General features: G+C 35.4%; 26 protein-coding genes. 6 read left to right on the forward strand and 20 right to left on the reverse strand.

Going from position 1 to position 26251, the window contains the following annotated elements; translation table 11 throughout:
• Positions 1–37 precede the first annotated feature (37 nt).
• From J2Z38_RS06375 to J2Z38_RS06405, 7 genes are all read right to left on the reverse strand, one after another.
• Positions 38–2035 (reverse strand): DNA polymerase, encoded by a 1998-nt coding sequence (locus J2Z38_RS06375; RefSeq protein ID WP_019116098.1) that lies wholly within the window; start codon positions 2033–2035, stop codon positions 38–40.
• On the reverse strand, positions 2023–2547 hold the full coding sequence (locus tag J2Z38_RS06380; protein ID WP_001933546.1) for an NUMOD4 motif-containing HNH endonuclease: 525 nt from the start codon (positions 2545–2547) through the stop codon (positions 2023–2025). Before J2Z38_RS06380 ends, J2Z38_RS06375 begins: the two co-directional genes overlap by 13 nt.
• Positions 2548–2667: 120 nt before the next feature.
• Positions 2668–3216, reverse strand: a complete 549-nt coding sequence (locus J2Z38_RS06385) for a DUF2815 family protein (protein ID WP_001933545.1) — start codon at positions 3214–3216, stop codon at positions 2668–2670.
• A 1-nt stretch (position 3217) separates the two neighbouring features.
• Positions 3218–4402 carry a DUF2800 domain-containing protein gene (locus J2Z38_RS06390; protein ID WP_019116099.1) on the reverse strand — a complete coding sequence of 395 codons (1185 nt, stop codon included), beginning with the start codon at positions 4400–4402 and terminating at the stop codon, positions 3218–3220.
• Entirely contained in the window at positions 4395–4673 is a 279-nt protein-coding gene (locus tag J2Z38_RS06395; protein WP_019116100.1) for a hypothetical protein, read from the reverse strand. The genes J2Z38_RS06390 and J2Z38_RS06395 overlap by 8 nt, the downstream gene beginning before the upstream one ends.
• Before the next feature lie 2 nt (positions 4674–4675).
• Positions 4676–4870: a hypothetical protein gene (locus J2Z38_RS06400; RefSeq protein WP_019116101.1), complete on the reverse strand. Its 195-nt coding sequence runs from the start codon at positions 4868–4870 to the stop codon at positions 4676–4678.
• A gap of 91 nt (positions 4871–4961) precedes the next feature.
• The gene (locus J2Z38_RS06405; protein WP_209773891.1) at positions 4962–5579 is read right to left on the reverse strand and encodes an RNA polymerase sigma factor; all 618 of its coding nucleotides are present in this window, start codon (positions 5577–5579) and stop codon (positions 4962–4964) included.
• A 418-nt stretch (positions 5580–5997) separates the two neighbouring features.
• Between J2Z38_RS06405 and J2Z38_RS06410 the strand changes: the two genes are divergently transcribed.
• The 5 genes from J2Z38_RS06410 to J2Z38_RS06430 are packed head-to-tail and all read left to right on the forward strand — an operon-like array spanning position 5998 to position 9944.
• Positions 5998–7125 carry an ABC-three component system protein gene (locus J2Z38_RS06410; protein ID WP_070607199.1) on the forward strand — a complete coding sequence of 376 codons (1128 nt, stop codon included), beginning with the start codon at positions 5998–6000 and terminating at the stop codon, positions 7123–7125.
• Positions 7109–7333, forward strand: a complete 225-nt coding sequence (locus tag J2Z38_RS06415; protein ID WP_209773894.1) for an ABC-three component system middle component 7 — start codon at positions 7109–7111, stop codon at positions 7331–7333. The genes J2Z38_RS06410 and J2Z38_RS06415 overlap by 17 nt, the downstream gene beginning before the upstream one ends.
• Positions 7324–8985 (forward strand): DUF2326 domain-containing protein, encoded by a 1662-nt coding sequence (locus J2Z38_RS06420; protein ID WP_019116103.1) that lies wholly within the window; start codon positions 7324–7326, stop codon positions 8983–8985. The genes J2Z38_RS06415 and J2Z38_RS06420 overlap by 10 nt, the downstream gene beginning before the upstream one ends.
• Entirely contained in the window at positions 8969–9178 is a 210-nt protein-coding gene (locus tag J2Z38_RS06425) for a helix-turn-helix domain-containing protein (protein WP_019116104.1), read from the forward strand. The genes J2Z38_RS06420 and J2Z38_RS06425 overlap by 17 nt, the downstream gene beginning before the upstream one ends.
• A 37-nt stretch (positions 9179–9215) precedes the next feature.
• Positions 9216–9944 carry an HNH endonuclease gene (locus J2Z38_RS06430; protein ID WP_209773896.1) on the forward strand — a complete coding sequence of 243 codons (729 nt, stop codon included), beginning with the start codon at positions 9216–9218 and terminating at the stop codon, positions 9942–9944.
• Between the two features lie 18 nt (positions 9945–9962).
• Here J2Z38_RS06430 and dcm read toward each other — a convergent pair whose 3' ends face one another.
• The 10 genes from dcm to murB all read right to left on the reverse strand — a co-directional run bounded on the left by dcm (position 9963) and on the right by murB (position 22345).
• On the reverse strand, positions 9963–10973 hold the full coding sequence (gene dcm / locus J2Z38_RS06435) for a DNA (cytosine-5-)-methyltransferase (RefSeq protein WP_209773897.1): 1011 nt from the start codon (positions 10971–10973) through the stop codon (positions 9963–9965).
• A 50-nt stretch (positions 10974–11023) separates the two neighbouring features.
• Positions 11024–11230, reverse strand: a complete 207-nt coding sequence (locus J2Z38_RS06440; protein ID WP_019116108.1) for a type II toxin-antitoxin system Phd/YefM family antitoxin — start codon at positions 11228–11230, stop codon at positions 11024–11026.
• A 257-nt stretch (positions 11231–11487) separates the two neighbouring features.
• Positions 11488–12747, reverse strand: coding sequence for a 23S rRNA (uracil(1939)-C(5))-methyltransferase RlmD (gene rlmD / locus J2Z38_RS06445; RefSeq protein ID WP_209773899.1), 1260 nt, complete (start codon positions 12745–12747; stop codon positions 11488–11490).
• On the reverse strand, positions 12747–14519 hold the full coding sequence (gene pyk, locus J2Z38_RS06450; RefSeq protein ID WP_209773902.1) for a pyruvate kinase: 1773 nt from the start codon (positions 14517–14519) through the stop codon (positions 12747–12749). Before pyk ends, rlmD begins: the two co-directional genes overlap by 1 nt.
• Before the next feature lie 8 nt (positions 14520–14527).
• A complete protein-coding gene (pfkA, locus tag J2Z38_RS06455) occupies positions 14528–15487 on the reverse strand; it encodes a 6-phosphofructokinase (RefSeq protein WP_209773908.1) in 960 nt (319 codons plus the stop codon).
• Positions 15488–15496: 9 nt separating this feature from the next.
• Positions 15497–18943 carry a DNA polymerase III subunit alpha gene (locus tag J2Z38_RS06460; protein WP_209773910.1) on the reverse strand — a complete coding sequence of 1149 codons (3447 nt, stop codon included), beginning with the start codon at positions 18941–18943 and terminating at the stop codon, positions 15497–15499.
• Between the two features lie 28 nt (positions 18944–18971).
• A complete protein-coding gene (gene whiA / locus J2Z38_RS06465; protein ID WP_209773921.1) occupies positions 18972–19874 on the reverse strand; it encodes a DNA-binding protein WhiA in 903 nt (300 codons plus the stop codon).
• Position 19875: 1 nt separating this feature from the next.
• Complete coding sequence (locus J2Z38_RS06470) at positions 19876–20592, reverse strand: tyrosine-protein phosphatase (RefSeq protein WP_209773924.1); 717 nt, start codon at positions 20590–20592, stop codon at positions 19876–19878.
• Position 20593: 1 nt separating this feature from the next.
• On the reverse strand, positions 20594–21442 hold the full coding sequence (gene rapZ / locus J2Z38_RS06475; protein WP_209773932.1) for an RNase adapter RapZ: 849 nt from the start codon (positions 21440–21442) through the stop codon (positions 20594–20596).
• Positions 21443–22345 carry a UDP-N-acetylmuramate dehydrogenase gene (gene murB / locus J2Z38_RS06480; RefSeq protein WP_209773935.1) on the reverse strand — a complete coding sequence of 301 codons (903 nt, stop codon included), beginning with the start codon at positions 22343–22345 and terminating at the stop codon, positions 21443–21445.
• Between the two features lie 137 nt (positions 22346–22482).
• Here murB and rpmB point away from each other — a divergent pair, with 137 nt between their 5' ends.
• Positions 22483–22671 (forward strand): 50S ribosomal protein L28, encoded by a 189-nt coding sequence (gene rpmB / locus J2Z38_RS06485; protein WP_209773937.1) that lies wholly within the window; start codon positions 22483–22485, stop codon positions 22669–22671.
• Positions 22672–22789: 118 nt separating this feature from the next.
• Here the strand turns inward: rpmB and rpe are convergent, their stop codons facing one another.
• Genes rpe through pknB form a run of 3 tightly spaced genes read right to left on the reverse strand, consistent with a single transcriptional unit; the run spans position 22790 to position 26243 of the window.
• Positions 22790–23449 carry a ribulose-phosphate 3-epimerase gene (gene rpe, locus J2Z38_RS06490; RefSeq protein ID WP_209773940.1) on the reverse strand — a complete coding sequence of 220 codons (660 nt, stop codon included), beginning with the start codon at positions 23447–23449 and terminating at the stop codon, positions 22790–22792.
• Positions 23443–24312: a ribosome small subunit-dependent GTPase A gene (gene rsgA, locus J2Z38_RS06495; RefSeq protein ID WP_209773947.1), complete on the reverse strand. Its 870-nt coding sequence runs from the start codon at positions 24310–24312 to the stop codon at positions 23443–23445. The genes rpe and rsgA overlap by 7 nt, the downstream gene beginning before the upstream one ends.
• A complete protein-coding gene (gene pknB, locus J2Z38_RS06500) occupies positions 24312–26243 on the reverse strand; it encodes a Stk1 family PASTA domain-containing Ser/Thr kinase (protein WP_209773949.1) in 1932 nt (643 codons plus the stop codon). Before pknB ends, rsgA begins: the two co-directional genes overlap by 1 nt.
• Between the last annotated feature and the right edge of the window lie 8 nt (positions 26244–26251).

Raw genomic sequence — 26251 nt, forward strand, 5'->3', positions numbered from 1 at the left:
GAAAAAGAGCGGATAGTAAACCCCGCTCAAAATTTTTCTAATCTTTTTTATAAAATTCGCATTCGTAACCATCTGCACGAAGAAGTAATCCCTTCGCCCAAGGTGGCGTTCTTCCCATTTGCTCACATACTGCATCAAGGCTCATTCTTTTATCTGCCTCTATAATTATTTCATCGTGAATATGAGCTACTATCTGGCAGTTTCTTAATGTCTTCATAGCAAAAAGCAAAATATCTCTCGCAGTCCCTTGAATAATGTTTTCTACAAATTTAGGACCATAACTTTCCAGCCTTTCCCACTTTTTAGCATTACCGACACCTTCATAAGTAACTGACTCACCACCGAACTTATTCTCACCAATTCTAGGTTTTACATAGGCAAGTTTTCTTCCTGAAGGAAGTTCTATAAATAAAAATCCACTTTTCCATGAGAATTTTATGCCATGAGTTTTAGTTTCTATTCTTTGCTTTATACAAGTTTTGACCGCTCTATCAACATCCCACCAAAGGCTAGTAATCATAGGATTTGAGTTTCTCCAAGCGTCAACCAGTGGCTGAAGTTCTTCTTCAGTAAGTCCCATATCAAGTGCTCCCATAGCTTTTAATGCACCTACCGAACCCCCATAGCCAAGTGCCAGTTCTGCGATTTTACCCTTTTGGCGAAGTTCACTATTTATACCATGCTTTTCAACAGGAACTCCAAACATCTGACTTGCTGATGAACAGTAGATATCTTTACCTTCTTCAAAGACTTTCATTCTCCATTTTTCGCCTGCAAGCCATGCAAGGACTCTCGCTTCAATGGCTGAAAAATCAGCTACAATGAATTTGTTATTGTTTTGAGGTACAAAGGCCGTTCTAATAAGCTGTGATAAGGTATCTGGGATATCTTCATATAATATTTCAATCGCATCTACATTTCCTAATTTTACAAGTGCTCTAGCATCAGCTAAATCTGGCAGATGGTTTTGTGGCAGGTTTTGTAACTGAACAAGTCTTCCTGCAAATCTTCCAGTTCTATTTGCACCATAATATCGAAACATTCCTCTTTCCCTATTATCTGTGCAGGCAGCATTTTTCATAGCTGTATATTTTTTTACAGATGACTTTGATAACTGCTGTCTTAAAGTAAGGACTTCTACCAGTTCTTTAGATGCCGTCTTTATTTCTTTTGCTACTTCCTTTTTGCCTAAAGACTCCATTTCAAGTCCATGTTCAGATAGCCAAGTTCTCATCTGAAGAACTGAGTTAGGATTTTCAAGTCCGGTAATTTCTGTTAGCTTTTGCATAAGACTAGCCTTTACACCAGTATCTAATTTGATTGCTGATTCAACAAGTACAGGATCAATAGCAATGCCTCTATCGTTGATTTCCTGGTCTAGATAAAACTCATCCCAAGTGTCTCTTGACACAGGAAATCTCGATAATTTCTCTTGAATTCCCATCTCCACTTCCACATCACGCTTGTTATATGATTTGAATTGTTCCCATTTTTCTTCATCATGAAAGTACAGATTCCTTGTTCTTCCTCCGTTAGTTTTTGTCGGAGTGCAGGGTACACAAAAATACTTGATTAGGTTTTTACCTTCGCTTAATTTCTGCTTATCAAGTCCTAGCACAGCACCCACTCCTTCAAGAGATAATGGAAGTCCAAGTGTTGCAGACCAAATCATGGTACATTTCCAAGAAGTCGGATTTAAAAACATAGCCTTTGATGTACTAAGCTTATGATTATCATAAAAAGGATCTAGACTGATACCTTTATCCCTTAAATATCTTGATAAACAAACTCTCTCAAATTGTGCATTAAATGCCCATTTACTTATTTTCTCATCAGTGAGTGCGTCCAATATTTCAGAAGGAATTTCCTCTCCTTTTGCTAAATCTATTACTTTAACATCACTACCATCAACGCTGTAAGCAAATAAGAGTATTTCAAAATCATCGGATTCGGCATATTTATATACTCCCGACTTTTTCAAATTAACAGAAGAAAAGGTCTCCAAGTCCAGTGATAGTGTCTTTATTCCAGCCATCCATATATCCTCCTTGTTTTGATATTACTAACGGTGGTTTGTGATACCCCATATAATTCAGCTATTTCATAGCCACGATAACCACATAAGAATCTAAATCGAATGTCGTATACATCCTTTATAGAAAGTTTTCTCCATCGTCCACCGTCGTTATAAACATCTAATATATTTTCACTTCTTGTACCGTAACGAAGATTTTCAACTCTGTTATCCTTTGAATGACCGTTATTGTGTAGAACCTCATTTCCTAAAGGGCATTCTCCTAAAAAAGTACGTGCTATTAGTTGATGTACGGGGATTCCATTCGTTCCATGTCCAAGAACAACAGAAACATGTCCTGCTTTGCAGTATTTACCTGGTTTCAAAATTCTGCCTTGAACTGTTCTCTGAAACTCACGCCCTGTAAAATGACAAATTCCCCTTACTTTTCTTGTTAAGCTACGTATCCGCCCCTCGCTACTTGCTTGATATTTCCCCTCATATCCAGGAATATCTTTCCATATTTCGTTCATTACTCCTCCTTAAACAAACAGGTGGCAAGGTTGCCCCCACCACCCGATTTCTGTTATTCTTTCATTATTTGTTTCTAATGTCCTTCCATATCCTGAAAACAGGTAATGAGTACAGAGCTCCTATGCCAAGAAGTCATCATCTTCTAGGCTTGTGAAATCATCAGCAGCATTACTTCTTCCACCAAGTGGCTCACCATCTCTAATCTTTTGAATATTTCCAAGTCCGCAGGCAATACCTTTATTTCCATTTGAGTTAAAGGCATAAAAGCTGATTGATACACGAGCATAACAACCTGAATATACTTCACTTCTATCAAGGATAGGCTTTACAGCTTTATCTACAATTTGAGGTGCTGTTACGCTATTTGCGTTGATGAAATAATGACCCTTATAGGCCTCATCATCACGCTCAATATCTCCATCACGAAGAGGCAGTTTAATAGCAGCCTTGTTTGGTTTCTTCCCTCCAAACTTACCGATTCCTTCTTCGATTGCAGCATCAATTGCCTTTTCAATTGCCGTAATTGTTTCTTTATCATCCTTTGGAATAAGAAGAGATACACTATACTTCTCAGGCCCTCCATTGATTGATTTTGGCTCCCAGCCGTTAAAATATGAAAGTCTTGTGTCTTTTCCTGTGATTACCTTTGTTCTACTAATATTTGCCATTTTAATTTTCCTCCGTTATTTCATTAAATTCGTTTTTAACATTTGATACATTTACTTTCTGACGCTTATCTGTGTTTGGTACAAGCGTCAACTTTCCAGGTGGTTTAATTATGAGGTCACCTAGAATATCCTCAAATTTCTTCTTTCCCATCAGCTTTTGCATTTCAGTAAGTGTAATAAGACTGGTTTTAAAGATATCTGTATATCCGTTTTCTTTTGCTTTTTCGATTACAGAATCCTCATCCTTATACTTTCTTACCGACCTACCCTCTACAACCTTAAAGCCATCCCACTCTTTACCATGATTGACCGCCATATCTGTTGCATATGCTAAGATGCTATTTGCCCATGAAGTCAAATCCGGAATAACCACTAGGATTTCTTCTACTTCGGCATCTGTTAATAGTGGGGGTAGTTTAAACTCATCTTTTGCAAGTTTTAACTTTTCTTCCGCCCTTGCTCTACACCTAACTGCAGCCTTACAAAATTTGCACCAATCACCTGAGCAATATTCTCCCTCGCCTTTTATAGCCAAATCTGCCCTAGGTTTTAGAACTTCCTCTGCCCACTTCTTTAGTTCGCTTGCAGAAATCGTCCAAGTAGAAACATTCTCTCTTCGTGGCTGAAAGATTGACATACTGACTTCTTTTATGTCATATAGACTTTCATAAATTGCTAGTGCTCCAAGTGCATAGCATTTCATTTGTGAATTCTCATAGGCATCCACAAGAACTCCCTGTCCGTATTTAAAGTCGATGATGGAAAGCCTATCATCTGAAACGATCAAGCAATCTGCAGTTCCAAATCCATCTGGAACATACTCTGAAAAATCCACTTTCTGTTCAATCAAAATAGCCGGATCCTTACACTTCTGCTTGGCTAATTCATATTGCTCCAAAACAAAATCCACATAGGCATCAGTACATTCCTGCATTTCGTCTGAGTCATAATCAGATACAGGTCGTTTACTTCGCATCTTCAATGCCTTTTTTAGTTTGTGTTCACAAAAGGCATGTGCTGCCGTTCCTTCTTCTGCTGCTGCTGAACTGGTATTTTCAAACTCTAGTTCAAGCACTGCACTTGGTGTACAGTTCAGCCACCTATGAGAACTTGATGGGGATAAAATTGCGTGGCCCAGGCCAGCCTCTCTTGCACCTTTGGTACAATTCACCTTCTGTCTAGTCAATTTTGATTTCCTCCGCTTCCTTTAGTAGCTGACTGTAGTTTTCCGTTGGTACATCAGATAACTTCGTTCCGCCAAACTTAACAATCAGCTCTTTAACCTCTGCTGTTTTCCCATGCTGACTTAAGGTAGCAAGCACTGCCCTTAAGTCTTCCAGTTTTAACTCTTTTGACTTAGGTGTTTTTTCTTCCTTTTCATCTTTTATCAGCTCCTTTAGATTTTTGACGAGCGATTCTAAGTCTGTGATGATGTTTTTAATTACTTCTTTTTTCATGATTACATTTCTCCTTTTAATACTTCTTTGACATCTACAGATTCAACGGTTTCTCCGGGCTTAAGAAGATAGACCTGTGTATAATCTCCAAACAGCCACTTAATAATTTTTGATGGAAGTTTTCTGATTGCACCTTTAAGCACAGGTGTCTTTTTTCCATCTTCCTTTGTTACATTAATTACGACTTTGTGTTTCATAGCTTTGCCTCCTTTCTGTAGGGCTCGTATTCTCCCTTACAAATCACAGGCAAATAAAAAGGCAAGGTAGTAAACCCTGCCTAAAAATTTTTTATATTTTCATGTTTTTTCTGATTACATCATACGCAGATGCCAGTCTCTTTGTTATTGCCATCTTGGTTACGCCAAGCATATCTGCAATTTCCTTTTGTGTGTATCCGTCAATAAACTTAAGATCAAGAACCTCCCGCTGTTTATCTGATAGAAGTTCCCTTATATCTTCCATCTCCTCTGACCATTCAAACTTGTCATCAAATGGAACTGCTGTTGCTGCAGTAACGCTGGCCTTGTCTTCATCAATCTCATTTTCAAAAGCAAAATCTAAAGATAGATTATAATTTGATGGAAAAGCCTCGCTGACAGCATCTTTGATAGCGTCCTTATTTGGTTCATAACCATGTTGAAGTTTGAATTTTTGAACATACTCTTTTTTGAATGCCTTAATTCTTTCTTTTTCTTCATCACTTCTTTCCGGTCTAAGATTCTTACAATTGTAATAAACCTCACTATCATCCAGTGCATGGAGTCTTTTAATGTCCATCTCAGTTACACCATCCTCTCCTGGTCTAAGTACTACAGTTTCTGTTGTGTACCCACCATTTTCCGTTCTTACTTGATATGAGTATTTATATACTCCACGCTCATCTTGTCTTGTTTTACGAATTTTCATTTGAAATCCCTCCGTTTTCTTGGAATGAAGGAATTTCTAGAAATCAGCTAAAATAAGGCACAATAAAAAGACCACAAGCTTTTCTGAAGTTTCCTTCATTCATTACTTGCAGCTCGCCTTATTCGGTTAGTGAGCTGAACTATTTAGTTTTTCCATGCTTGTTCCGAATAAACCCATAGCTAGTAGGTCAACAAACATGAATTTTTTCTTGAAGTGATAACACTTCTTAAAGCAAACCATCCATCCTTTTTGCGAACGGTAGGTTTGACCAAAGATATATTCGCGTGATATAATATGTGTAAATAACACAGTTTTTCTTTGATGATTACATTTTACAAAATCGCTACTTTGAACTGGTTCTTGTTAGGTTCAAAGTAGTTCAAAGAGGTTCAAAATAAAAAGGAGGTGGTTACAATATATGGAGTTTAAAAATTTTTATTCACTGCTTTTTAATAGAATCAGCGATACATTAACCTCCGGAGAATTTGTTCGTGACTTAATTGCGATGATTACATCCGTACCGGAAAATGAATGGGGATTAAAAAAAGACCCTTCAAACAGGGTCAGTTTAAAGACATATGAAAATTTTGCTAAAAGAGGTATTAACAAAACTACTTGTAAAGCAATTGTATACAGACTTACCCCTGATAATTTCATTGATAGTTTACATACAAGACCAGAGGCAACTCTAGAACTGTTGGCGGACGATTTACACCCATATAATGCGGCTGCTACAAGGGAAAATGTTGCAGAACTACTAGCAGATATATTTGTAAATATTATTAGAACTACGGCAGGATTAACTTCTCCAGATATTCTTGAACAACAAAAGCAAATACAATCATCACTAGATTTGAAGACAAAATACGGAAAATACTTGCTTCAAGAATGTAATAGCCATTGTCCAATGTGTGGTAGGCTGCTATTCGTTTCAGACTCTTCAAAAATTAATGATGTCTATGAAGTAAGTAAAATAAATAAAAGTAAACAATCAACTATAGACAACACAGTTGCACTATGTCCTACTTGCTTTGCTACCTATCAAATGGACACCGGCACAAAAATGACTAGAGAACTAGTTAAAATAAAAAAAGCCCTTTCTAATCGTATGGAAAGCATGATTGAACTTGATGCTATACAACTAGAAAAGGGACTAACAAATGTAATTACAAAACTAAAAAAACTTAAAGAAAAAGATTTCTCTGCTCTAACAATGGATCCAAAAGAAATAGTGGAGAAAATAGATAAATCCAAGGATTTTCACTTGTACTTTCAGGTTAATAATTATGTAATGACCTACTTTGTAACAATTCGTGAAATTTTAAAAAATCTTGATAAAAGACAAGAAATAGACTATGAAGATTTGCAGCATCAAATAAGGGCAGCATATAAAAAGCTAAAGAAAACAAAAAAATCCGATATCGAGATCTTTACAAGTCTATCTGAAAGAATACATAAAGTAACAATGCAAGAAGAAATATTTTGCCAAGCCATTGTTTGCTACTTTATTCAAAGCTGTGAGGTGTTTGATGCAATTACCAAATAAATTATATTCATATCAAAAAAGCACCCTAGCTTTAATTCCTAGAATGCTTAGAGAAATTAAGAATGGCAATGTCAATGTTGTAGATATTTATCATGCGATTAGTCAAAATTTAGATGACCCTACAGATTTTTTGTCTGTTATGGATTGCCTATATGCTTTAAATGCAATTGAAATGACCGATGAAGGCGAGGTGAAATTATGCTTGTAGAGATATATTCTCCAGTTTTCATGGAGAATAATGAGATTAGAAAACCAATCAAACTAAAAGAAGGACTAAATGTAATCCAAGGTGCAACAAAAGGGTCTAATTCTATTGGTAAGTCATCTGCGTTACTGGCTATTGATTTTGTTTTTGGTGGAGATACTTACTTAAATAGTGATGGTGTAAAAAATATTGGAAACCACACAATCTATTCATGTTTCAAATTTGATAAAAAATATTATTTTGGAAGAAGTACCTTAGATCCAGATACCATCATCCTTTGTAATCCCGATTATTCAGAAACCGAAAATACAAAAACAAAGAAAGAATTCCTTGACTTTTTATTGGAAAAATATATCAGCAATAAAACTGATCTTTCTTTTAGGCAACTAGTAAGTACCTACTTCCGAATTGCTGGAAAACACAATAACGAAGCGAACTATCCTTTGCAAGGATATAGAAACCAAAGTACAAAAGAATCTATCAAAATATTAATGAGTCTTCTTGATTACTTTAAAGATATAGAGCCGTTCCACGCTAGGTATGATTTAGAAACAGATAAGTTGAAAACATTTAAAAATGCCAGAAAATATAGCTTTATATCTAATCTAGTGGGTGGAAAGACTAAATTTGAAGAAAATATCAAAACCATCAATGAATTAAAGGCTGAATTAGAATCCCTTACAGATACAACCAGCGAAGGTATTACTCAAGAAGAAATTGAACAATCTAAGCATTGCGAGAACCTAAAATCCCAAAAACTATACTTTGAAACGCAGTTAGAAAGATACCAAAGAAGAAACAAGCTGCTTAGCATTAGCATGGAGTATGGTCTTATGCCTACTGAAGCAGACATACAAAGCTTAACTGAATTTTTCCCAGAAGCAAATGTTAAGAAAATCTTTGAAATAGAAAATTACCATAAAAAACTATCTTCCATATTGAGTTGTGAATTTAGTAAAGAAAAAGAAATTCTAGAACAGACAATCACAGAATTGAAAACTAACATTGAAAATATTAGTTTAGAACTTTCCAACCATAAAGTTAAGAACCAATTTTCAAAGGAGTTTCTAGATAAACACTCTTCTCTCCAAAGGCAAATTCAAGCTCTTGAGGAACAAAATGAAGCCTTTAAAGAAGAAAAATCTTTATCCGACTTAAAGAGTGATGCAAAAAACAAGCTAGAAACAAATGTAGCAAGTCTACTAACTGATATTACATTTAAACTTAATCAACAAATGTACGAGTTCAATGAAACTTTATATGTGGAAAAAAGAAATTCTCCAAAAATTTCATTAAAGAATTATAACAGCTACGAATTCTTTACACCACAAGATACAGGAACAGGTACAAACTTTAAAGGTCTGATTTTATTTGATCTTGCAATGTTATACCTTTCTTCCCTTCCAGCATTAGCACATGATTCTTTGCTTTTCAAGAATATTGATGATGAAGGTGTAGATGGAATAATGAGAATTTATGATAAAGTCCATCAGATTAATAAACAAGTATTCATAGCTTTCGATAAACAAAGTTCTTATAGCGATGAAACTTATGAAATATTGCAAAATAATCGAGTGCTTCAATTAGCAAGCAACGGACACGAACTATATGGTAAGTCTTGGAATAGAGAGGTGAAAAATGAAACTAAGTTATAACAAACTATGGAAACTACTAATCGATAAAGGCTTAACTAAAACCAAGCTACGTGAAATGGCTGGAATCAGCTCTTCATCAATGGCCAAGTTAACCAACTGTGGAAATGTCACTACCGAAGTTTTAATTAAAATATGCAGTGTTTTAGACTGTGACATAAGCGACATTACTGAAATTGTGAAGGAGGAAAAATAAATGAGCCAAAATATTTTTGAAAGGAGTAAAAAAAGAAATGGTAAAGATCGAAGATATTATCGAAATCAGAAAAGCTAAATTGCATGAACGTGGATATGAAATTGTCTTCCCAAACAACAAAATCATTTGGCTTACAAAAAGAAGAACCATTGCAGGTCTCCTTTTATTAATTAAATACCAAACGTGTTCTGAAGAGGATTTGGTTGGGGCAAACGATAGACTTGTAGCTATCAAAACAATTTTGAAAGGCAAATATGAAAATAGCTGGATTAAAGACAGATATGGAGATGCCAATAAGCCGTTTAGCGAATTATGGACTGAGGAAGGCTTTTCTTGCGTTCATGCTGAAGGGTTGCAAGGGAATCGAAAATATGTTCTAAATGTTGATGATCACGAATCGTTATTTAATGAAAATGCAAAATCTGTAAGAACTCAGTTAAGTACTACGGATAAAACTACTATTCTTGACAGACAAGGCGGTGTTTGTAATATATGTGGATCTAAGCTTAAAAATAGTAGCAACATTCCGACTCACACATTTGCAAAAGATAGAGTAACATTAGAATTTGACCACAGAATTCCTATAGACCGTGGGGGAGAGAATTCCATAGATAACTATCAAGCTTTGTGCCATTATTGTAACAAGTGTAAAAGGCAAATGTGTTTTATCTGCAAAGAACAATGTGACTCAACATGTGCTTTAGTAAATCCTGAAGACTCAATAATAGTCAAAGCAACTGGTGAAGATATATCTGATAGACTATAACAAAGAGAGCAATTGATATTATAATTTATCAATTGCTCTCTTAATATCATCGCAAATTGATTCAATTACAGGTGGGCATACAGCGTTAGCAAGTTGCTTTATTGCATCCGTTCTTGATACAGCAGTTAAATCAAAGCTTTCAGGGAAACCCATTATTCTCCTCATTTCAATCAAATTTAAGTGTCTTCTTTCCTTTGATAAAACTGGTATCATTGCCCCACCACCAGAATTGCTTACAGCAAATGTTGGGAAAGGTGCATCTAAAGAATATGCCCTAATTCCACTAGATCTTATTTGGAATATACAGTCATTAATGTTGCAATTTGATGACACTCTTTCTAATTTTTTTCTAGTTTTAGGCAAAGTAAATGGGATATCAGATTCTTCCTTTTTCTCCGTATATAAATCAATATATTCCTCCCATCTTTTGCTTATTGGAATTGAGTAATCACCTAGATTTAAAAAATTTCGCAATGGCGTTTTTTCTGTTAATTTTTCTGTAAATTCAAATTTGATATTTGAATATCTATCATTTGAGAATGCGACTATATATATTCTTGGTCTGCTCTGTGGTACTCCAAAATATGTGCTATCAATTATCTTGTCATACACATTATATCCGGCATCATTCAATTGTTTTTTTATCTCTTTAAAAGTATTTCCTTTATCGTGATTTTTTAAATTAGGTACATTTTCAAAAAATACAATATCAGGTCTTTTACATCTAATTATTTCCATGAGTTTGAAAAAAATCGTACCTCGAGGATCCTTAAAACCATCTCCTCTTCCAGCTTGAGAAAAAGGCTGACATGGAAATCCTGCACATATCATGTCAAAGTCAGGTAAATTTTCTTCATTCAAGTTAAATATATCTTTTGAATTAAATTTTTCGTTGAAATTTTTATAGTATGTTAATTCACAACGATTATCTATTTCGTTAGAATAAACTGGCATACTTTCCATTTTAGAATTAGATATACCTATTCTAAACCCTCCTATACCAGTACAAAACTCTGCGTACTTTATCAATCTATCACCTCCAATTTTGTTATTCTCATGCGTTAAATGATATTTAAGTACTAGTATTCTAATATATCTATTCCTGTTTTTATAAGGCGATCATATCTTTCCTTAGAAATTAATACTGCCTTTGGTTTTCCATTTTTTAATATAAAAGCAGCCTCATCATTGTCCGATAATTTAGTTATAATTTTAGAAGACTGTCCCTTTAAAAAATCAGACATATTATAAAAATCCATTGTTGTCTTACTATCTTTTTCTTTCATATCTTGCTCCTTTCGTATTAAAGATTTTACCATAAAATCACTCTTTTATAAACTTAAATTGTAATTACTTTTATAATTATATTTAAGTGGGTGCAGGTGGGTGCATTTTTACCAATATCCATTCTGTCTTGTCGACCTTTTACTGTCGATAAGTTTCCATACACCTATTTTATAGTCCAAAAAACAAGGCTTATTCCAGCCCATCTATAGCTTTTAACGATAGCACTGGAAGAAGCCTGTAATTTCTACACTTTATTTTACTTAGTGGGTGCAACTCTTGTCATCAATACGACAGTCTCCACATGCATGGTCTGCGGGAACATATCTACTGCCTTGATTTTTTCTAGTTTATAGCCTTGTTTTTCAAACCTATTTATATCTCTTGCTAGGGTTTGAGGGTTGCAGGAGATGTAGATTATTTCTTTTAGGCCGGATTTGCCTATGGATTTTATTAGGTCTTTGTCTAGGCCCGCCCTTGGGGGGTCTACTATTAAGGTGTCGATTTTTTCTTTTTTTATAAATTTTTCGTCAATGTATTTGGCGTTTTTGGCTATGAATTTAAAGTCTTTTAGGTCGTTTATTTCTGCATTTATTTTTGCGTCTTGGATGGCGTTTTTATTTATTTCTACGCCTACAAGCCTGTCGTCGTTGATGGCTATTGATGATGTTGCTGACCCGCAATAGAGGTCTAGGACTTTCTTTCCTCTTCCTAATAATTTTTTTGCCTCACCATAAAGATTTTCTATTTGAGAGTCATTGACTTGGTAAAAATCATTGGCACTTATCCTGAAGGTTTTGTCAAAAATTTTATATTCCAAATGGTCTTTTCCCGAAATATTTATATTTTCCTTGCCTACAATATTTATGAAGAAATTACTATTTTTGTATTTTTCTTTGATATAGGATATTGGCTCTTTATTATTTTCTAAATCAAGATTTAGCATAAGGTCTTTGCTATTTGATCTTATGGTGATTTCTTTGATTGATCCTGGGAAATTTTCTGAAATATCTTTTGTTATTGCTTCTATTTTTGTAAGATTTTCACTAATTTCTTCTCTTGCTAATAGGCAATCTTTTATGTAGACTAGGTCATTTGAATAAGACTTGTTATATGCAAGACGTCCGTCTTTTTCAACTTGAAGCCTAATTTTATTCCTATATCTCAACTCTTTTGATGGGATGATTTCAATATCATCTAGTTTATAAGAAGTAGATTTGCCTAGGGCTTGCAAAATGAGATTCTTTTTTATTTGAAGTTGTTGATCATATTTTATATCCATAATAGTACAAGCTCCACATTCATAAAAATATGGACATGGAGCTTGTGTTTTAACTGGGCTTTCTTTAATTGTTTTTATCTTTTTTGCATTGTAGAAATTTTTCTTTTCTTCAATTATTTCAATGTCGCAGACTTCACCATATACTGCGCCTTCGATAAAAGCAACCTTGTCAGGAGTTTCTCCTACTCCTCTCCCATCTATTAGGATATCTCTTATATAGATATCTTGATATTTCATTAGATTACTTTTGTTTCTCCGTTATAGATTACTCCACCTATTGGGTCTACTGTTACGATTTGACCATCTTGAACTAGGTTTTGAGCGTTTGTTGCACCTACTACTGCAGGTATTCCAAAGTGAACAGCTGCTACCGCTGTATGGCTTGTTAGTCCGCCTGTTTCTGTAACTATTGCTGAAGCTTTTTCGATAAATTCTGTTATATCAGAATCTGTAAATTTAGCTACGATGATGTCGCCTTCTTCAAATTTGCATTCAAGTTCTTTTTTAGTTGAACCGATTACAACCTTACCTGAAACGGATTTTGCACCTATACCTGTACCTGATGTGATGATGTCACCAATTACATGAACTTTGATTAGGTTTGAAGATCCGCTTACACCTAATGGAACACCAGCTGTTACAACTGTTAGGTCTCCTTCTTCTAAGTAACCTTCAGAAAGACCGCCTACTATAGCTCTTTCGATTAGCTCGTCAGTTTCGTGGGCTTCTTTGATTACTAGTGGGTAAACACCCCAAACAATTGATAGTTGTCTTGCAACGCTATCAGTTGTTGTAGCTGCAACTATATTGGTTCTAGGTCTAAATTTAGATATTACCCTTGATGTATTACCTGATGATGTGCATGAGATGATTGCTTTAGCATCTAATTCTCTTGCTATTTGACAAGTAGATTTTGCTATAGAGTTGGTTGTGTTTCTTCTAGAAATAACTTTTGTATTGTAAACTTTTTCTATAAAGTCATCTGATAATTCTGTTGTGATACAGATGTCTCTCATTGTTTTAACAGCTTGTACTGGGTATTTACCACCTGCTGTTTCACCTGAAAGCATAACACAGTCAGTACCATCAATAATAGCGTTGGCAACGTCTGTTGTCTCTGCCCTTGTAGGTCTTGGGTTTCTGATCATAGAGTCAAGCATTTGAGTAGCAGTAATAACTGGTTTTGCAGCAGCATTACATCTTCTAATAATGTCCTTTTGAACACCTGGGATTAGCTCAGTTTTGATTTCTATACCTAAATCTCCCCTAGCTACCATGATTCCGTCAGATGCTTCAATAATTTCTTCGATATTGTCTACACCTTCTTGGGACTCAATCTTAGAAATGATTTTAATATCTTCTCCACCGTGGTCTTCAAGGACCTTTCTTATATCATAAACGTCTTCTTTTTTACGGACGAATGAAGCAGCTATAAGGTCGATACCGTTTTCGATACCAAACTTAATGTCATCAACATCCTTAGGTGTGATTGATGGTAGGTTTGTTTTTGATCCTGGAAGGTTTACTCCCTTGTGGTTTGAAAGTACACCATTGTTTTGAACTCTACAAACTACGTCTGTGCCATCTTTAATATCAATTACTTCAAGCTGAACAAGACCATCATCTATATAAATTTCACTACCTATTTTAACATCTTGTGGAAGACCTGCATGGGTAACAGAAACTATGTCTTGAGTTCCTATAATGTCTCTAGTTGTTAGGGTAAAGATATCATCTGGTTTAAGGAAGATTTCCTTTACATTGTAGTTACCAGTTCTAATTTCTGGTCCCTTTGTATCTAGCATGATTGCTATTGGCTTATTTAGCTTTCTTCTTAGTCTTCTGATTGTTTTTATTTTTTCTAAGTGTTCTTCATGTGTTCCGTGTGAAAAGTTAAGTCTTGCAACGTTCATTCCGTTTTGGATAAGTTGTTCAAGAACTTCTGGTTTTTCACTTGCTGGTCCTATTGTACAAACAATTTTAGTTTTCTTTAAAATTTCTGGTTGCATTTTTTCTCCTATCTTGATAAGCTATTTGCTAAATCATATAAACTCTCATCAAAAACTGATTTAACAGATGTAGCTTCATCTATACTTACTTCTATAATTTGTCCATTTACATAACCTATAGCAAGGCCTGTCTTCTCTTCTGATAATAATTCAACAGCCCTAGCACCCATTGCTGAACCTAGAAGTCTATCTACTGCAGAAGGTGACCCACCTCTTTGAACGTGGCCCAAAACTGTTACCTTTGTTTCTATGCCAGTTTTTTCTTCAAGTTCATTTGCAAGAGCATATGGATCGCCAACGCCTTCAGCAAGGGTAATTAGGTGGTGGAGTTTTCCTCTCTTCCTACCATGTTCCATTTTGGCAATTATTTCATTAATTGAAAACTTATGCTCAGGCACGATAATGGATTCAGCACCACCAGCAAGACCAGAATATAAAGCAAGGTCTCCACAATGACGGCCCATTACCTCTATAACAACAGCTCTACCGTGAGAGCTTGATGTATCTCTTAATTTACCTATGGCGTCTGCTACAGTTTCTATAGCTGTAAAAAATCCTACAGTGTAATCTGTATAGCCCATGTCATTATCTATAGTTCCAGGAATTCCGATAGTTTTAATTCCTAAATCTGAGAGAGCCTTAGCTCCCTTGAATGATCCGTCACCACCAACTACAATTAGCCCTTCTATACCATAGTCAGCAAGGATTTCTGCTCCTCTTTTTTGACCCTCTGGTGTTTGAAATTCAAGACTTCTTGCAGTACCAAGGATAGTACCACCCTTGTGGATGATATCGGCTACAGAAGAAATGTTCATTTCATAAATATCACCCTTCATAAGACCATCGTATCCATTTCTGACGCCCTTAATTCTCATAGATTTATTTATTGCAGTTCTAACAGCACCCCTAATGGCAGAGTTCATGCCCGGAGCGTCGCCACCGCTAGTAAGTATACCTATTGTTTTCATTATCTCTCCTCATTTTGTCTTAACATTTTCTTTTCCAAGCCTATCTTCAAATAATTTTATTGTAGAGTCATTGATATCAACCCACAATTTAGAATCAAGGCCAACTAACTTTTTCTTATCTTCAAAATATATCTTTACAGGGTTTTTACCTAAATTTTCCATAATTAACCCTTTGATATCATTATACTCTTTATATCGCATTTTTAGATATAAAGTTTTAAGATTTGACTTTTCTATGTCAATAAATTCTGACGCTAATAATTTTACGTCACTTTCATCAGTTTGCAATCTTCCTTTGATAATCACAATATTATCATCATCGATTAGATTTCTATATTGACTATAAGTCTTAGGAAAGATTACCATTTCAATATTTCCATACATATCTTCAAGGGACGCAAAGGCCATTAGGTCACGTTTTTTTGTAGTTAATTCTTTTTTATTATTGATAATCCCCGCCATGGTGACAAAGTTACCGTCAAGCCTTGCAATATTTTCTTCTCCGACTTCTTCCCTAAAATTTGTTGTAAAATTCACAATATTTGATAGGGCAAGACTTCTTTCTGACAAAGGATGTTCGGAAATATAAAATCCTAGGACTTCCTTTTCTAGTTTAAGCTTAACTTTTTTAGGATATTCGTCTATATCTGGCATATCTATGTCAGTTTCTTCTTGTTTTTCTCCCATATCTAGAAGGTTCATCTGGCCTGTTACATTTATCTTATTATTGTCGTGAACTGTACTTATGGCCTTTTCAAAAATCGCCATAAGTGACGACCTAGTATAGCCAAGGCTGTCAAAGGCTCCAGCCTTGATAAGGGATTCAATTCCCTTTTTATTCAAGGCCCTAGAGTCAGCATCTTCAACTCTTTCAAGAAAGTTTTTAAAATTTGTAAATCCACCGCCCTCTTGCCTAGCTTTGACAATAGCTTCTATGAGGTTAATACCAACATTTTTAATACCTGAAAGGCCGAAAATAATTTTTTTATCTTCTACTTCAAAAGTACCAGTAGACTTATTTATATCTGGGGCAAGGACTTCTATACCAAGCCTTTTTGTCTCTGACACATAGGTATAAAGCTTTCCTGTCTGATCCATTACTGAAGAAATCAGATTTGCCATATATTCCTCAGGATAATAGTGCTTTAGATATGCTGTTTGAACTGCCACAAGCGAATAAGCCGCTGAGTGCGACTTGTTAAATGCGTATTTAGCAAAGGAAATCATTTCATCATAGATGGTATTTGCAGCTTCCCTATTTACACCATTTCTGACTGCGCCAGGAATTATAACTTTGCCACTTTCATCGACCTTGCCATTTATAAAAATATCCCTATTTTCTTCCATGACTGCCATCTTCTTTTTAGACATGGCACGCCTTAAATTATCCGCTTCTCCAAGCGAATAGCCAGCAAGCTGTTGGACTATCTGCATTACCTGTTCTTGGTAGACAATAATTCCATAGGTCACGCCAAGGATTGGCTTTAACTTTTCATCTAAAAAGGTGACATCTTCTGGATTATTTTTGTTGTGGATGTATTTTGGTATTTCATCCATAGGACCTGGCCTAAAAAGTGAATTTGCCGCAATTAGGTCATCAAAAACTGTTGGTTTAAGATTTTTTAAGAAGGCCCTCATACCCGCTGACTCAAACTGAAAGAGTCCTATGGTCTTAGCCTGGTTAAATTGTTTTATGACGTTTTTATCGTTTACGTCTATTTTTCTTAAATCAATATCTACGCCATAATTCTTCTTGATGTCCTTGATGGTATCTTTGATAACTGTGAGGTTTCTTAGACCCAAAAAGTCCATTTTTAGAAGTCCCAATTCCTCAATTTCTGTCATATCAAACTGGCTTACTACCTGGTCATTTGATAGGGCAAGGGGAATTATATCTGTGAGCGGGTCTTTAGAAATAACAACACCTGCAGCATGGATTGAAGTATGGCGTGGTAGGGCTTCAAGTTTTTTGGCCGTATCAATTAGTCTTTTCCCTTCGGCATCTTTTTCGTATGAGGCCCTAAAGACATCTGATTCTGCCAAAGCCTTATCAATAGTCATTCCTATTGTAGCTGGGATTTGCTTGGCAATGGTATCGACCTTCCCATAGGCAATATCAAGAACCCTACCCACATCCCTAATAGCATTTCTTGCCTGCATCCTACCAAAAGTTACGATTTGCGAAACGTGGTCCCTCCCATAAAGGTCATTGACATACTCCACTACCTTATCCCTTAGGACATAGTCAAAGTCTATATCAATATCGGGCATGGATACCCTTTCAGGATTTAAAAACCTCTCGAAAATAAGATTGTATTTCAAAGGGTCAATCTGTGTGATATCAAGGGCATAGGAAACAAGAGACCCCGCCGCAGAACCCCTGCCTGGTCCTACTGCTATGTCATTTTTTCTAGAATAATTCACAAAGTCCCAAACAATTAAAAAATAATCAACGTAGCCCATGGAATCTATAACATCAATTTCCATCTTGGCTCTTTGGACAATCTCATCTGTCACCGTCTCATATTTCTCACTAATGCCTTCATTTACTAATAATTTCAAATAATCTAAATTTGTAAGGCCTTCTGGGAGTTTTGTGTAATAAGGAAGGTGAGGTTGGTGGAATTTAATTTCAACATTGCAACGTTCTGCGATTTTCTCAGTGTTTTCTATAGCTCTTTCATAGTCTTTAAAAATTGTTGCCATCGTTTCAGGGTCTTTTAGGTAAAATTCCCTATTTGGCATCTTCATCCTATTTTCATCTTTAATCAATGAACCAGTTTGGATGCACAATAGAACGTCCTGATAGTAGGAGTCTTCTTTGTTTATGTAGTGGACATCATTAGTTGCCACCATTTCTATGCCTAGTTTTCTGTGAAGATATAGAAGACCTTGGTTTACTTTTTTTTGCTCAGCCATGCCGTGATCTTGGATTTCTAGGAAATAGGAGCCCTTTCCAAATGAATTTTCATATTTTAAGGCAGTCTCTTCTGCAGCCTTCATATCTCCTTCCAAGATTCTCTGATTAACTTCGCCATTTAGACAGGCAGAAAGGGCAATTAAGCCCTCTGTATGTTCTTTTATAAAATCAAAGCAAACCCTTGGTTTGTAATAAAAACCATTAACATAGGCTTCAGATACTATTTTCACTAGGTTTTTATAACCAATATTATTTTCTGCAAGCAAAATTAGGTGGTAGTACCTCCTATTTGTCGGGTCTTTTATCTTATGGTCTCTTTCTGAAACATAAACCTCACAACCAATAATTGGCTTAATACCACGTTTTTGTGCTTGTTTATAAAATTCTATGACCCCGTACATTTGGCCGTGGTCTGTGATGGCAACAGAATCCATGCCGAGTTCTTTACACCTATCCAAAAGCTCATCTATCCTTGTAAAACCATCAAGGAGAGAATATTCTGTATGGAGGTGGAGGTGGGTAAATTTTGTAGTCATAGTAGCTCCTTCAAAAAAAGACTTGCTCTCACAAATCTTTTGCTAATTTAATAAACTTTTGCAGTCTATAGTTAATCTTGGCTTTACTTAGAGGTGGATTTAGCATCTCCCCAAGTTCATCTAAGGATAAATATGGGTTTTCAAGACGAAGTTTTCCTATTTTTTGGCTTAAGTCATCTACCTCGTCAAACCTTCCCTCGTCTATAATTTTATTAATAGCATCTAGCTGGGCTCTTGCGGCCTTTACAGTCCTATCGATGTTTGCATTGTCAAAGTTATTTACCCTATTAACATCATTTCTGATAGATTTCATTGCCCTGACATTCTCTAACTCAAAAAGTGACTGCATGGCTCCGATAACGACCAAAAAGTCTGATATCTTATCAGAATCCTTAAGATAAATTATATTGTAATCAAGCCTTTGACTCACTTTTGCATTTAGGTTAAAGGCATCCATGGATTCTTTAATTATCCTTGCTTCTTCCTTATTTTTGCCAACAATTTCCAGGTTGTATCCCCTTTGTGGATCATTAACCGAACCCCTAAAGATAAAGGCAATCTTCAAAAAACCTTTGATTTGATCTAGACTTACATCCTCGATATTAGAATAATTTTCTAAAAAACTTTGGTTTCTTAAGCTAATTAATTTATCAGACACATCAGCATCTTCAATTATAACCACATAGTCTCTTTTGTTTTTCTTATCAGGGTTGTCCTGGATTTCAAAGGTTGGAGAATAGCCATAAAGGTCAGCAATTAACTTATATATATACCTGGCTTCTTGGTTAGAATCGGTTTTGAAAATCACATTAAAACCAACCGAAGAAATCCTAATTGACCCTATGAAGTGGGCTAGAGAAATCAATTCACCTTCTAGGTCTATTGGTTCTTTTTTTAAGAGTTCCTTCTTACATCTTTGGGAAAAACTCATACTAGTCCCTAATCCTTCTCCTTAGTTTTTCTATATCTTCAGCATCAACACCCGCATGAAGTAGATAAGCTTCAAAGCTGCCATATTTGTTTATAACATAGTCGTAGGCTTCTTTCATGTAATATGGGTCTGTAATCCTAAAAATTGAAAAAGGCTCATCTTCACCATAATTTTCTATATAACCAAGATGGGCTGATGATGTCTCATAGTCAGCTATAATATCTCCTCTAGGCACATCTGCAAGACCCATTATAATCATCGATACAATACCAGTCCTATCCTTACCTTCCTGGCAATGGTAAAGAGCTGATCCTTCCGCATTGGCAAGGACTCTAACAATCTCTTTAACAGCTGGGTAATGGTCGATTAAGTTTCTATAAGACTGGCCAACAGTAATTTGTCCAGAAATAATTTTATCGATTTCTTCCTTCCTGAATTCCTTATCTGGAGCTAGGGAAATGTGGTGATAATCAAAATTCTCCTTGATTTTTTTGTGGGTATCAGATTCAAAGTCAATCTCATTTTCCCTTCTTAGGTCAATTATTGTTGAAACATTTAAATCTTTTAAATCATTTATATCAACATCTTCTACATAGTCAAGGCTTGCTGCCCTAAAATATTCGTGCCACTTTGTTGACCTCTTGTCCAAAGTGGGCACTCCTCCCAGGTCTCTGGCATTTTTTATGTTTTTTAGGTCTAATCGTTTTAAATATCTCATCTTACCACTTATCCTTTTCTCTGTGTTTCTTAATTAATATATAATCGTCATCTTTCATCTTCTCATACATTTTCTCTACCATGTAAACCGACCTGTGTTGGCCACCAGTGCATCCAAATGCAATGGTAATGATATTCTTCCCTTCCTTTGCATAGGAAGGTAATAGGCTCTTTATAAGGCCATAAACCCTATCCTCAAAGTCACCTATTATATCAAATTGGCCAAGGTAATCACCTAATTTTTCGTCTGTGCCGTTTAATTTCTTAAGGTCAGGAACATAAAATGGATTTGGAATAAATCTCATATCAAAAACAAAGTCGAAGTCAGCGCTTACGCCATACTTATAACCAAAAGATATGAGGTTTATTATCATATTGTTAGTCTTGTTTGCACTTGACTCTATAACTTGCCTTAACTCAGCAATTTTATAATTTGTGGTGTCTATTAGCTTATCAGAAATATCCCTAAGAGGCTTTAAGAGTTTCTTTTCTTTTTCAAGTCCATCTGAAACATTGCCGTACTCCCCAAGTGGATGTGGCCTTCTTAGCTCGTTGTATCTTTTTTGGATAATTTCATCGCTAGAATAAATAAAGATTATTTCAGTATCATCATTGGCTTTCTTTAGACTTTTTATAGATTTGTAAATATCATTGTCTACTGAAAATGACCTAAAATCTATAACAACAGCCATTTTTTCTATTGGATTTTTTTGGAATTTATTAAGTTCTATGAATTTTTCCACCAAATAGGCTGGGGCATTATCCATAGCATAGTATCCTAAATCTTCATAAGCCCTTAGGGCTGTTGTCTTGCCTGAGCCAGAAAGACCTGTAATTATCTTTAATTTCATCTATAATTCTCCGACTAATTTTACCTCACGCTCTAAAACAAAGCCTGTTTTCTCCCTAACAATATCTGACACATGGTTGATAAATTTTAGCATATCCTCACAAGTAGCAACATCCCTATTTATAATAAAGCCGCAGTGTTTTTCGCTAACTTGGCAGTCGCCTTCCCTAAAACCTCTAAGGCCGCACTCATCAATTAACTTTGACGCATATGAGCCTGTTGGCCTTTTAAAAGTTGAGCCAGCTGATTTTTTATCAAGAGGCTGCTTTGTCTCTCGTCTATTTGTAAAATCCTCATACCTTTCCCTGATCAAGTCTTTATCGCCCTTTTCAAGTTTAAACTTAGCACTAACTACGATAAGATTATCATCAAAAATTCTTGAATGTCTGTAAGAAAAATTCATCTCCTCGTTTTTAAAGCAATGAAGATTTCCTTCAAAATCAAAGGCTTTTATTTCTACAACTACGTCCTTGATTTCTCCACCATAGGCACCTGCATTCATAGCCACAGCTCCGCCTACTGATCCAGGTATGCCAGAGATTTCTTCCATGCCAGCAAGGCCAGCATCTATCGCTGCAAGACTTGCCTTATTTAAAGATGTACCAGAAAGTGCTGTAAGATAGTCGCCGTCAATGTCTACCTTGTCAAAATTATCGCTCAGGATAATCACACATCCCCTGATTCCCTTATCAGATACCAAAAGATTTGATCCCTTGCCCATGACAAAAGTTTCTATCTTGTTTTCATGATTGAATTTTAAAAGTTTTTCTAATTCTTCTATGGTAGTTGGTCTTACAAGTACATCAGCAGGACCGCCTATACCAAAAGTTGTATATGTTTTTAAATGTTTGTTAAAGTCTATTTGACCGAATTTATTGTTATTATAAAGAGATTTGTAGTCCATAATTTCTCCTTTTTTACTATTTCTTATATACTATACCATTTTGGGATGAAAACTCTCTTAAAAATATTGACTAAAAATTTGTAATTTTAATAAAACTTTGGTAGAATAATAAAGATGAATAAGGAGGAGGTGTAATTATGGCAAGAGCATGCGATATATGTGGCAAAGGTACAGCTTCAGGTAAGTCTGTAACATTCTCACATAGACAAATTAACAGAACTTTTAAAGCAAACGTGCACAAAATAAAAGCTATTGTTGATGGCACTCCAAAAACTATTAACGCTTGTACAAAATGTATTAAAAGTGGAAAAGTAGAAAAAGCATAAGCTTTTTTAGTTTAGTACTAAATTAAAAATTTTTAAACTGGCCTTTGGGTCAGTTTTTTAATTTAAACAAAAAATAAGCTGGTAAATGAGAAATCCCCATTACCAGCTTTTTGATTTTTTATTCGTATTCTTTAAAAATTTCGTGATAGGCCATTATTTGTGCCCTTATATCCTTGGCAAAGACATCTGAGCCTACTACAACCTCATCGACCCCAAGGTCTAAAACCTCCCTCACATTGGAAGTTTTAATCCCACCATCAACTTCAATTTTTATATCTAAATTATTTTCATCAATGTATTTCCTGTAAAGAGCCATGGTATCTTTTGTTTCTGTCATAAACTTTTGTCCACCAAAACCAGGTCTTACACTCATTACCAAAATCAAATCGATTTGGTCAAAATATTCTAAAAGCAATTTTGGATCTGTTTCAGGTTTAGCAGTCAATCCTACTTCCATACCAGCATCTCTAATAGCTTTTAGGGTAGCCCTTAAATCCTTGCAGGCCTCATAATGAACGGTTATTCTGTCAGAACCGGCCTTCTTAAAATCTTCAATATACCTGATTGGTTCCCCAATCATAAGATGAGTATCAAAGAAATAATCATTTTTATCCCTAATATCAGATATGATTTTAAAACCGAAGGAGATATTTGGCACAAAGGTCCCATCCATAATATCAATGTGAATCATTTTAAGTCCACAATCCTTGGTTTGGTCTAAATCTCCTTGTAAATTTGCAAAATTTGCTGAAAGTATCGATGGTGCTAATCTTACCATTTGTTAAGTCTCCTTTGTTTTAATTCTTCGAATAACTGAATATAATTTTTATATCGTGACTGGGAAATTTTTCCCTCTTCTAAGTCTTCCTTGACCCTGCAAGATGGTTCGTTGATGTGGTTACAATCCTTAAACTTACAAAGCCTGTTCCTAAATTCCACAAAAGTATTCTTAAGTTCATTTTCGTCTTCCAAAAAATCCAGGTCAAAGGAATCAAAACCAGGAGTATCAAAGATAAAGCTATATTCGTCAAGCTTAAAAATCTCTGTGTGTCTAGTGGTATTTTTACCCCTCTTTGACTTTTGACTTATATCTCCAATTTCAATTTCCTCATCAATAAGGTTTGATAAAAATGTTGATTTCCCAACACCAGAAGCCCCCGAAACCGCAGAAGTCTTGCCCTTTAAGATTTCCCTAATTTTTTCTTTTGGAAAATCCTTGTAATTATCAATTAAAACCACTTGGTAACCAATATTTTCATAAATACTAGCCAATTCTTTGATTTTTTCATCAGGTGCTAGGTCTATTTTCGTAAGCATCATAGTCACGGAAATACTTAAATACTCGCACATTGCCAAGTACTTATCGAGGTTATAGAGATTAAGTGGTGGATCATTTATGGTTACAAAAACCAAAAGCTGGTCAATATTTGCTATATTGGGTCTTTTGATTTGGTTTTTCCTATTAAGAAGCTTTGTAATATAGGCCTTAGAATCCTCTAGGACCTCTATTTCAACATTATCTCCTACCAAAGGTTTTTTGTCCTTGACCCTAAAGTTTCCTCTTGCCTTAGCCATATAAACTTTATCCTTGGCGTCCACATAATATAATTCTTTTTGACTTTTTATTATTTTTCCAATCATCAATTAACCTGATATACTCCGTAAGATTCATTATCCACTAAGACTTCAACACTAGTACCAGACATGGACATAAACTTAAGTATTAGGACTCCATTTTCGTTTAAATCACTTGCTGTGTGGTAGTCGTTGTAAAGTAGGTCGCTTCTATTTCCATTATTATCTATCTTGTAGATTTTAACGTTGAAATTTTCCTTGTCACTCGCTACATTTAATCTAATTTCGACTTCCCTATTAGGACTTTGCTTTTTCTCTTCTTGGCCAAGACTTATTACAAAATCTATAGCCGAATTTTCTGCAACCTCTGTTTCTGCACCAATTGATTGGCTGATGACATGACCTTTGTCAATACTTGATGAATATTGGTAATCAACATTTCTTACTCTAAGCTTGTTATTTCTTGCAGTTGCTATAGCATCCTGCTCTGACATACCAACATATTTTCCAACTTTGATTATCTCTGTAGTATCTTCTTTGCCAACTGAAATTACTAGATTTACCTCGGATCCTGATTGGACTTTGGCACCAGAAGTTGGTTCTTGCCTAATTACCAAATCTTTATCAACAGTATTTGAATAGTCTGTTGATGTTGTTCCTATTTTAAGTCCTAAGTCTTTTAGGGTTTCTTCCGCCTGGCTAAGGTTCATATTTTTAAGCTCTGGAACACTTATTTCCCTACCCGATGAGATAACAAGGTTGACTATGGTTCCCTTCTTAGCCCTTGTAGATGCATCAGGGTCTTGGCTCATGACCTTGCCTTTTTCGTACTCATCGCTTTCGGCATTTCTTGCTATATTCGCCCTAAAACCACGTTTTTCAAGTTGTTCAACAGCTTGTTCTTCTGTTAAATTTACAACTGTTGGCACTTCAATTTCATCTGTAGATTTTCTTGAACTAAAGAAATATACAGCTCCCACAAGGATAAAGGCAAGAAGAGCCAGCGGCCAAATTTTTATAGAAGTTTTTTTCTTTTGTTTCTGGCTTTTTCCTTCGCCTGTTGATACATAAACAGCTTCCCTATTATCATCGATAGGTTCTTGGTAAGATTCTTTTTTGGGAACTACAATCGGGATTCTAGCTGTGTCTTCAAAAGAATCCTCGCCTTTGACCAAAGATTCATCATCAAGAGCCTCGATTAGATCGCTTGCATTTTGAAATCTCTCTGTTGGGTCTTTCTTTAAAAGCTTCATAATTATGTAATTTAAATGCTTTGAAAGATTTGGATTTATTTCTCTTGGAGGAATTGGATCATCTTGAATGTGCATAACTGCAATTCCTACAGAGTTATCCGCATCAAAAGGCACCCTTCCTGTCGCCATTTCATACATAACAGCTCCGAGAGAATAAAGATCAGATTTTAAATCTACAATCTTGCCCTTTGCTTGCTCTGGTGAAATATAATGAACTGTACCTAGGATCGAACTGGTATAGGTGATAGTCGCATTTGATGAGACCCTTGCTATACCAAAATCAGTTACCTTACACAAACCATACTTATCAATCAAAATATTTTGTGGTTTAATATCCCTGTGGACAATACCCGAATCATGGGCGGACTTAAGTGCTTGTGCGATTTGAGTTGAATAATCTATTATATCATGATTTTCTAGTACCTTTTCACGATCTATCAAGTCTTTTAAAGTCTCACCTTCGACGTATTCCATAACTATATATTGGATAAGTTTTCCATTTAGCATATCTTTTCCAATATCATAAACATTTACAATATTTATATGAGAAAGCCTGGCTGCCGATTGGGCTTCATTATTAAATTTCTTTGAAAATTCATCATCTTCAGCGTATTGGTCTTTTAAAATCTTGATGGCAACATATCTTCCAAGTAGTATATCCTTAGCCTTGTAGACTTTGGCCATGCCCCCTACGCCTATCTCTTTTATAATCTCATATCTACTGTCTAAAATTATTTTATCCATAATACCCT

The organism is Anaerococcus degeneri (assembly GCF_017874475.1).
Taxonomy (GTDB): Bacteria; Bacillota; Clostridia; order Tissierellales; family Peptoniphilaceae; genus Anaerococcus; species Anaerococcus degeneri.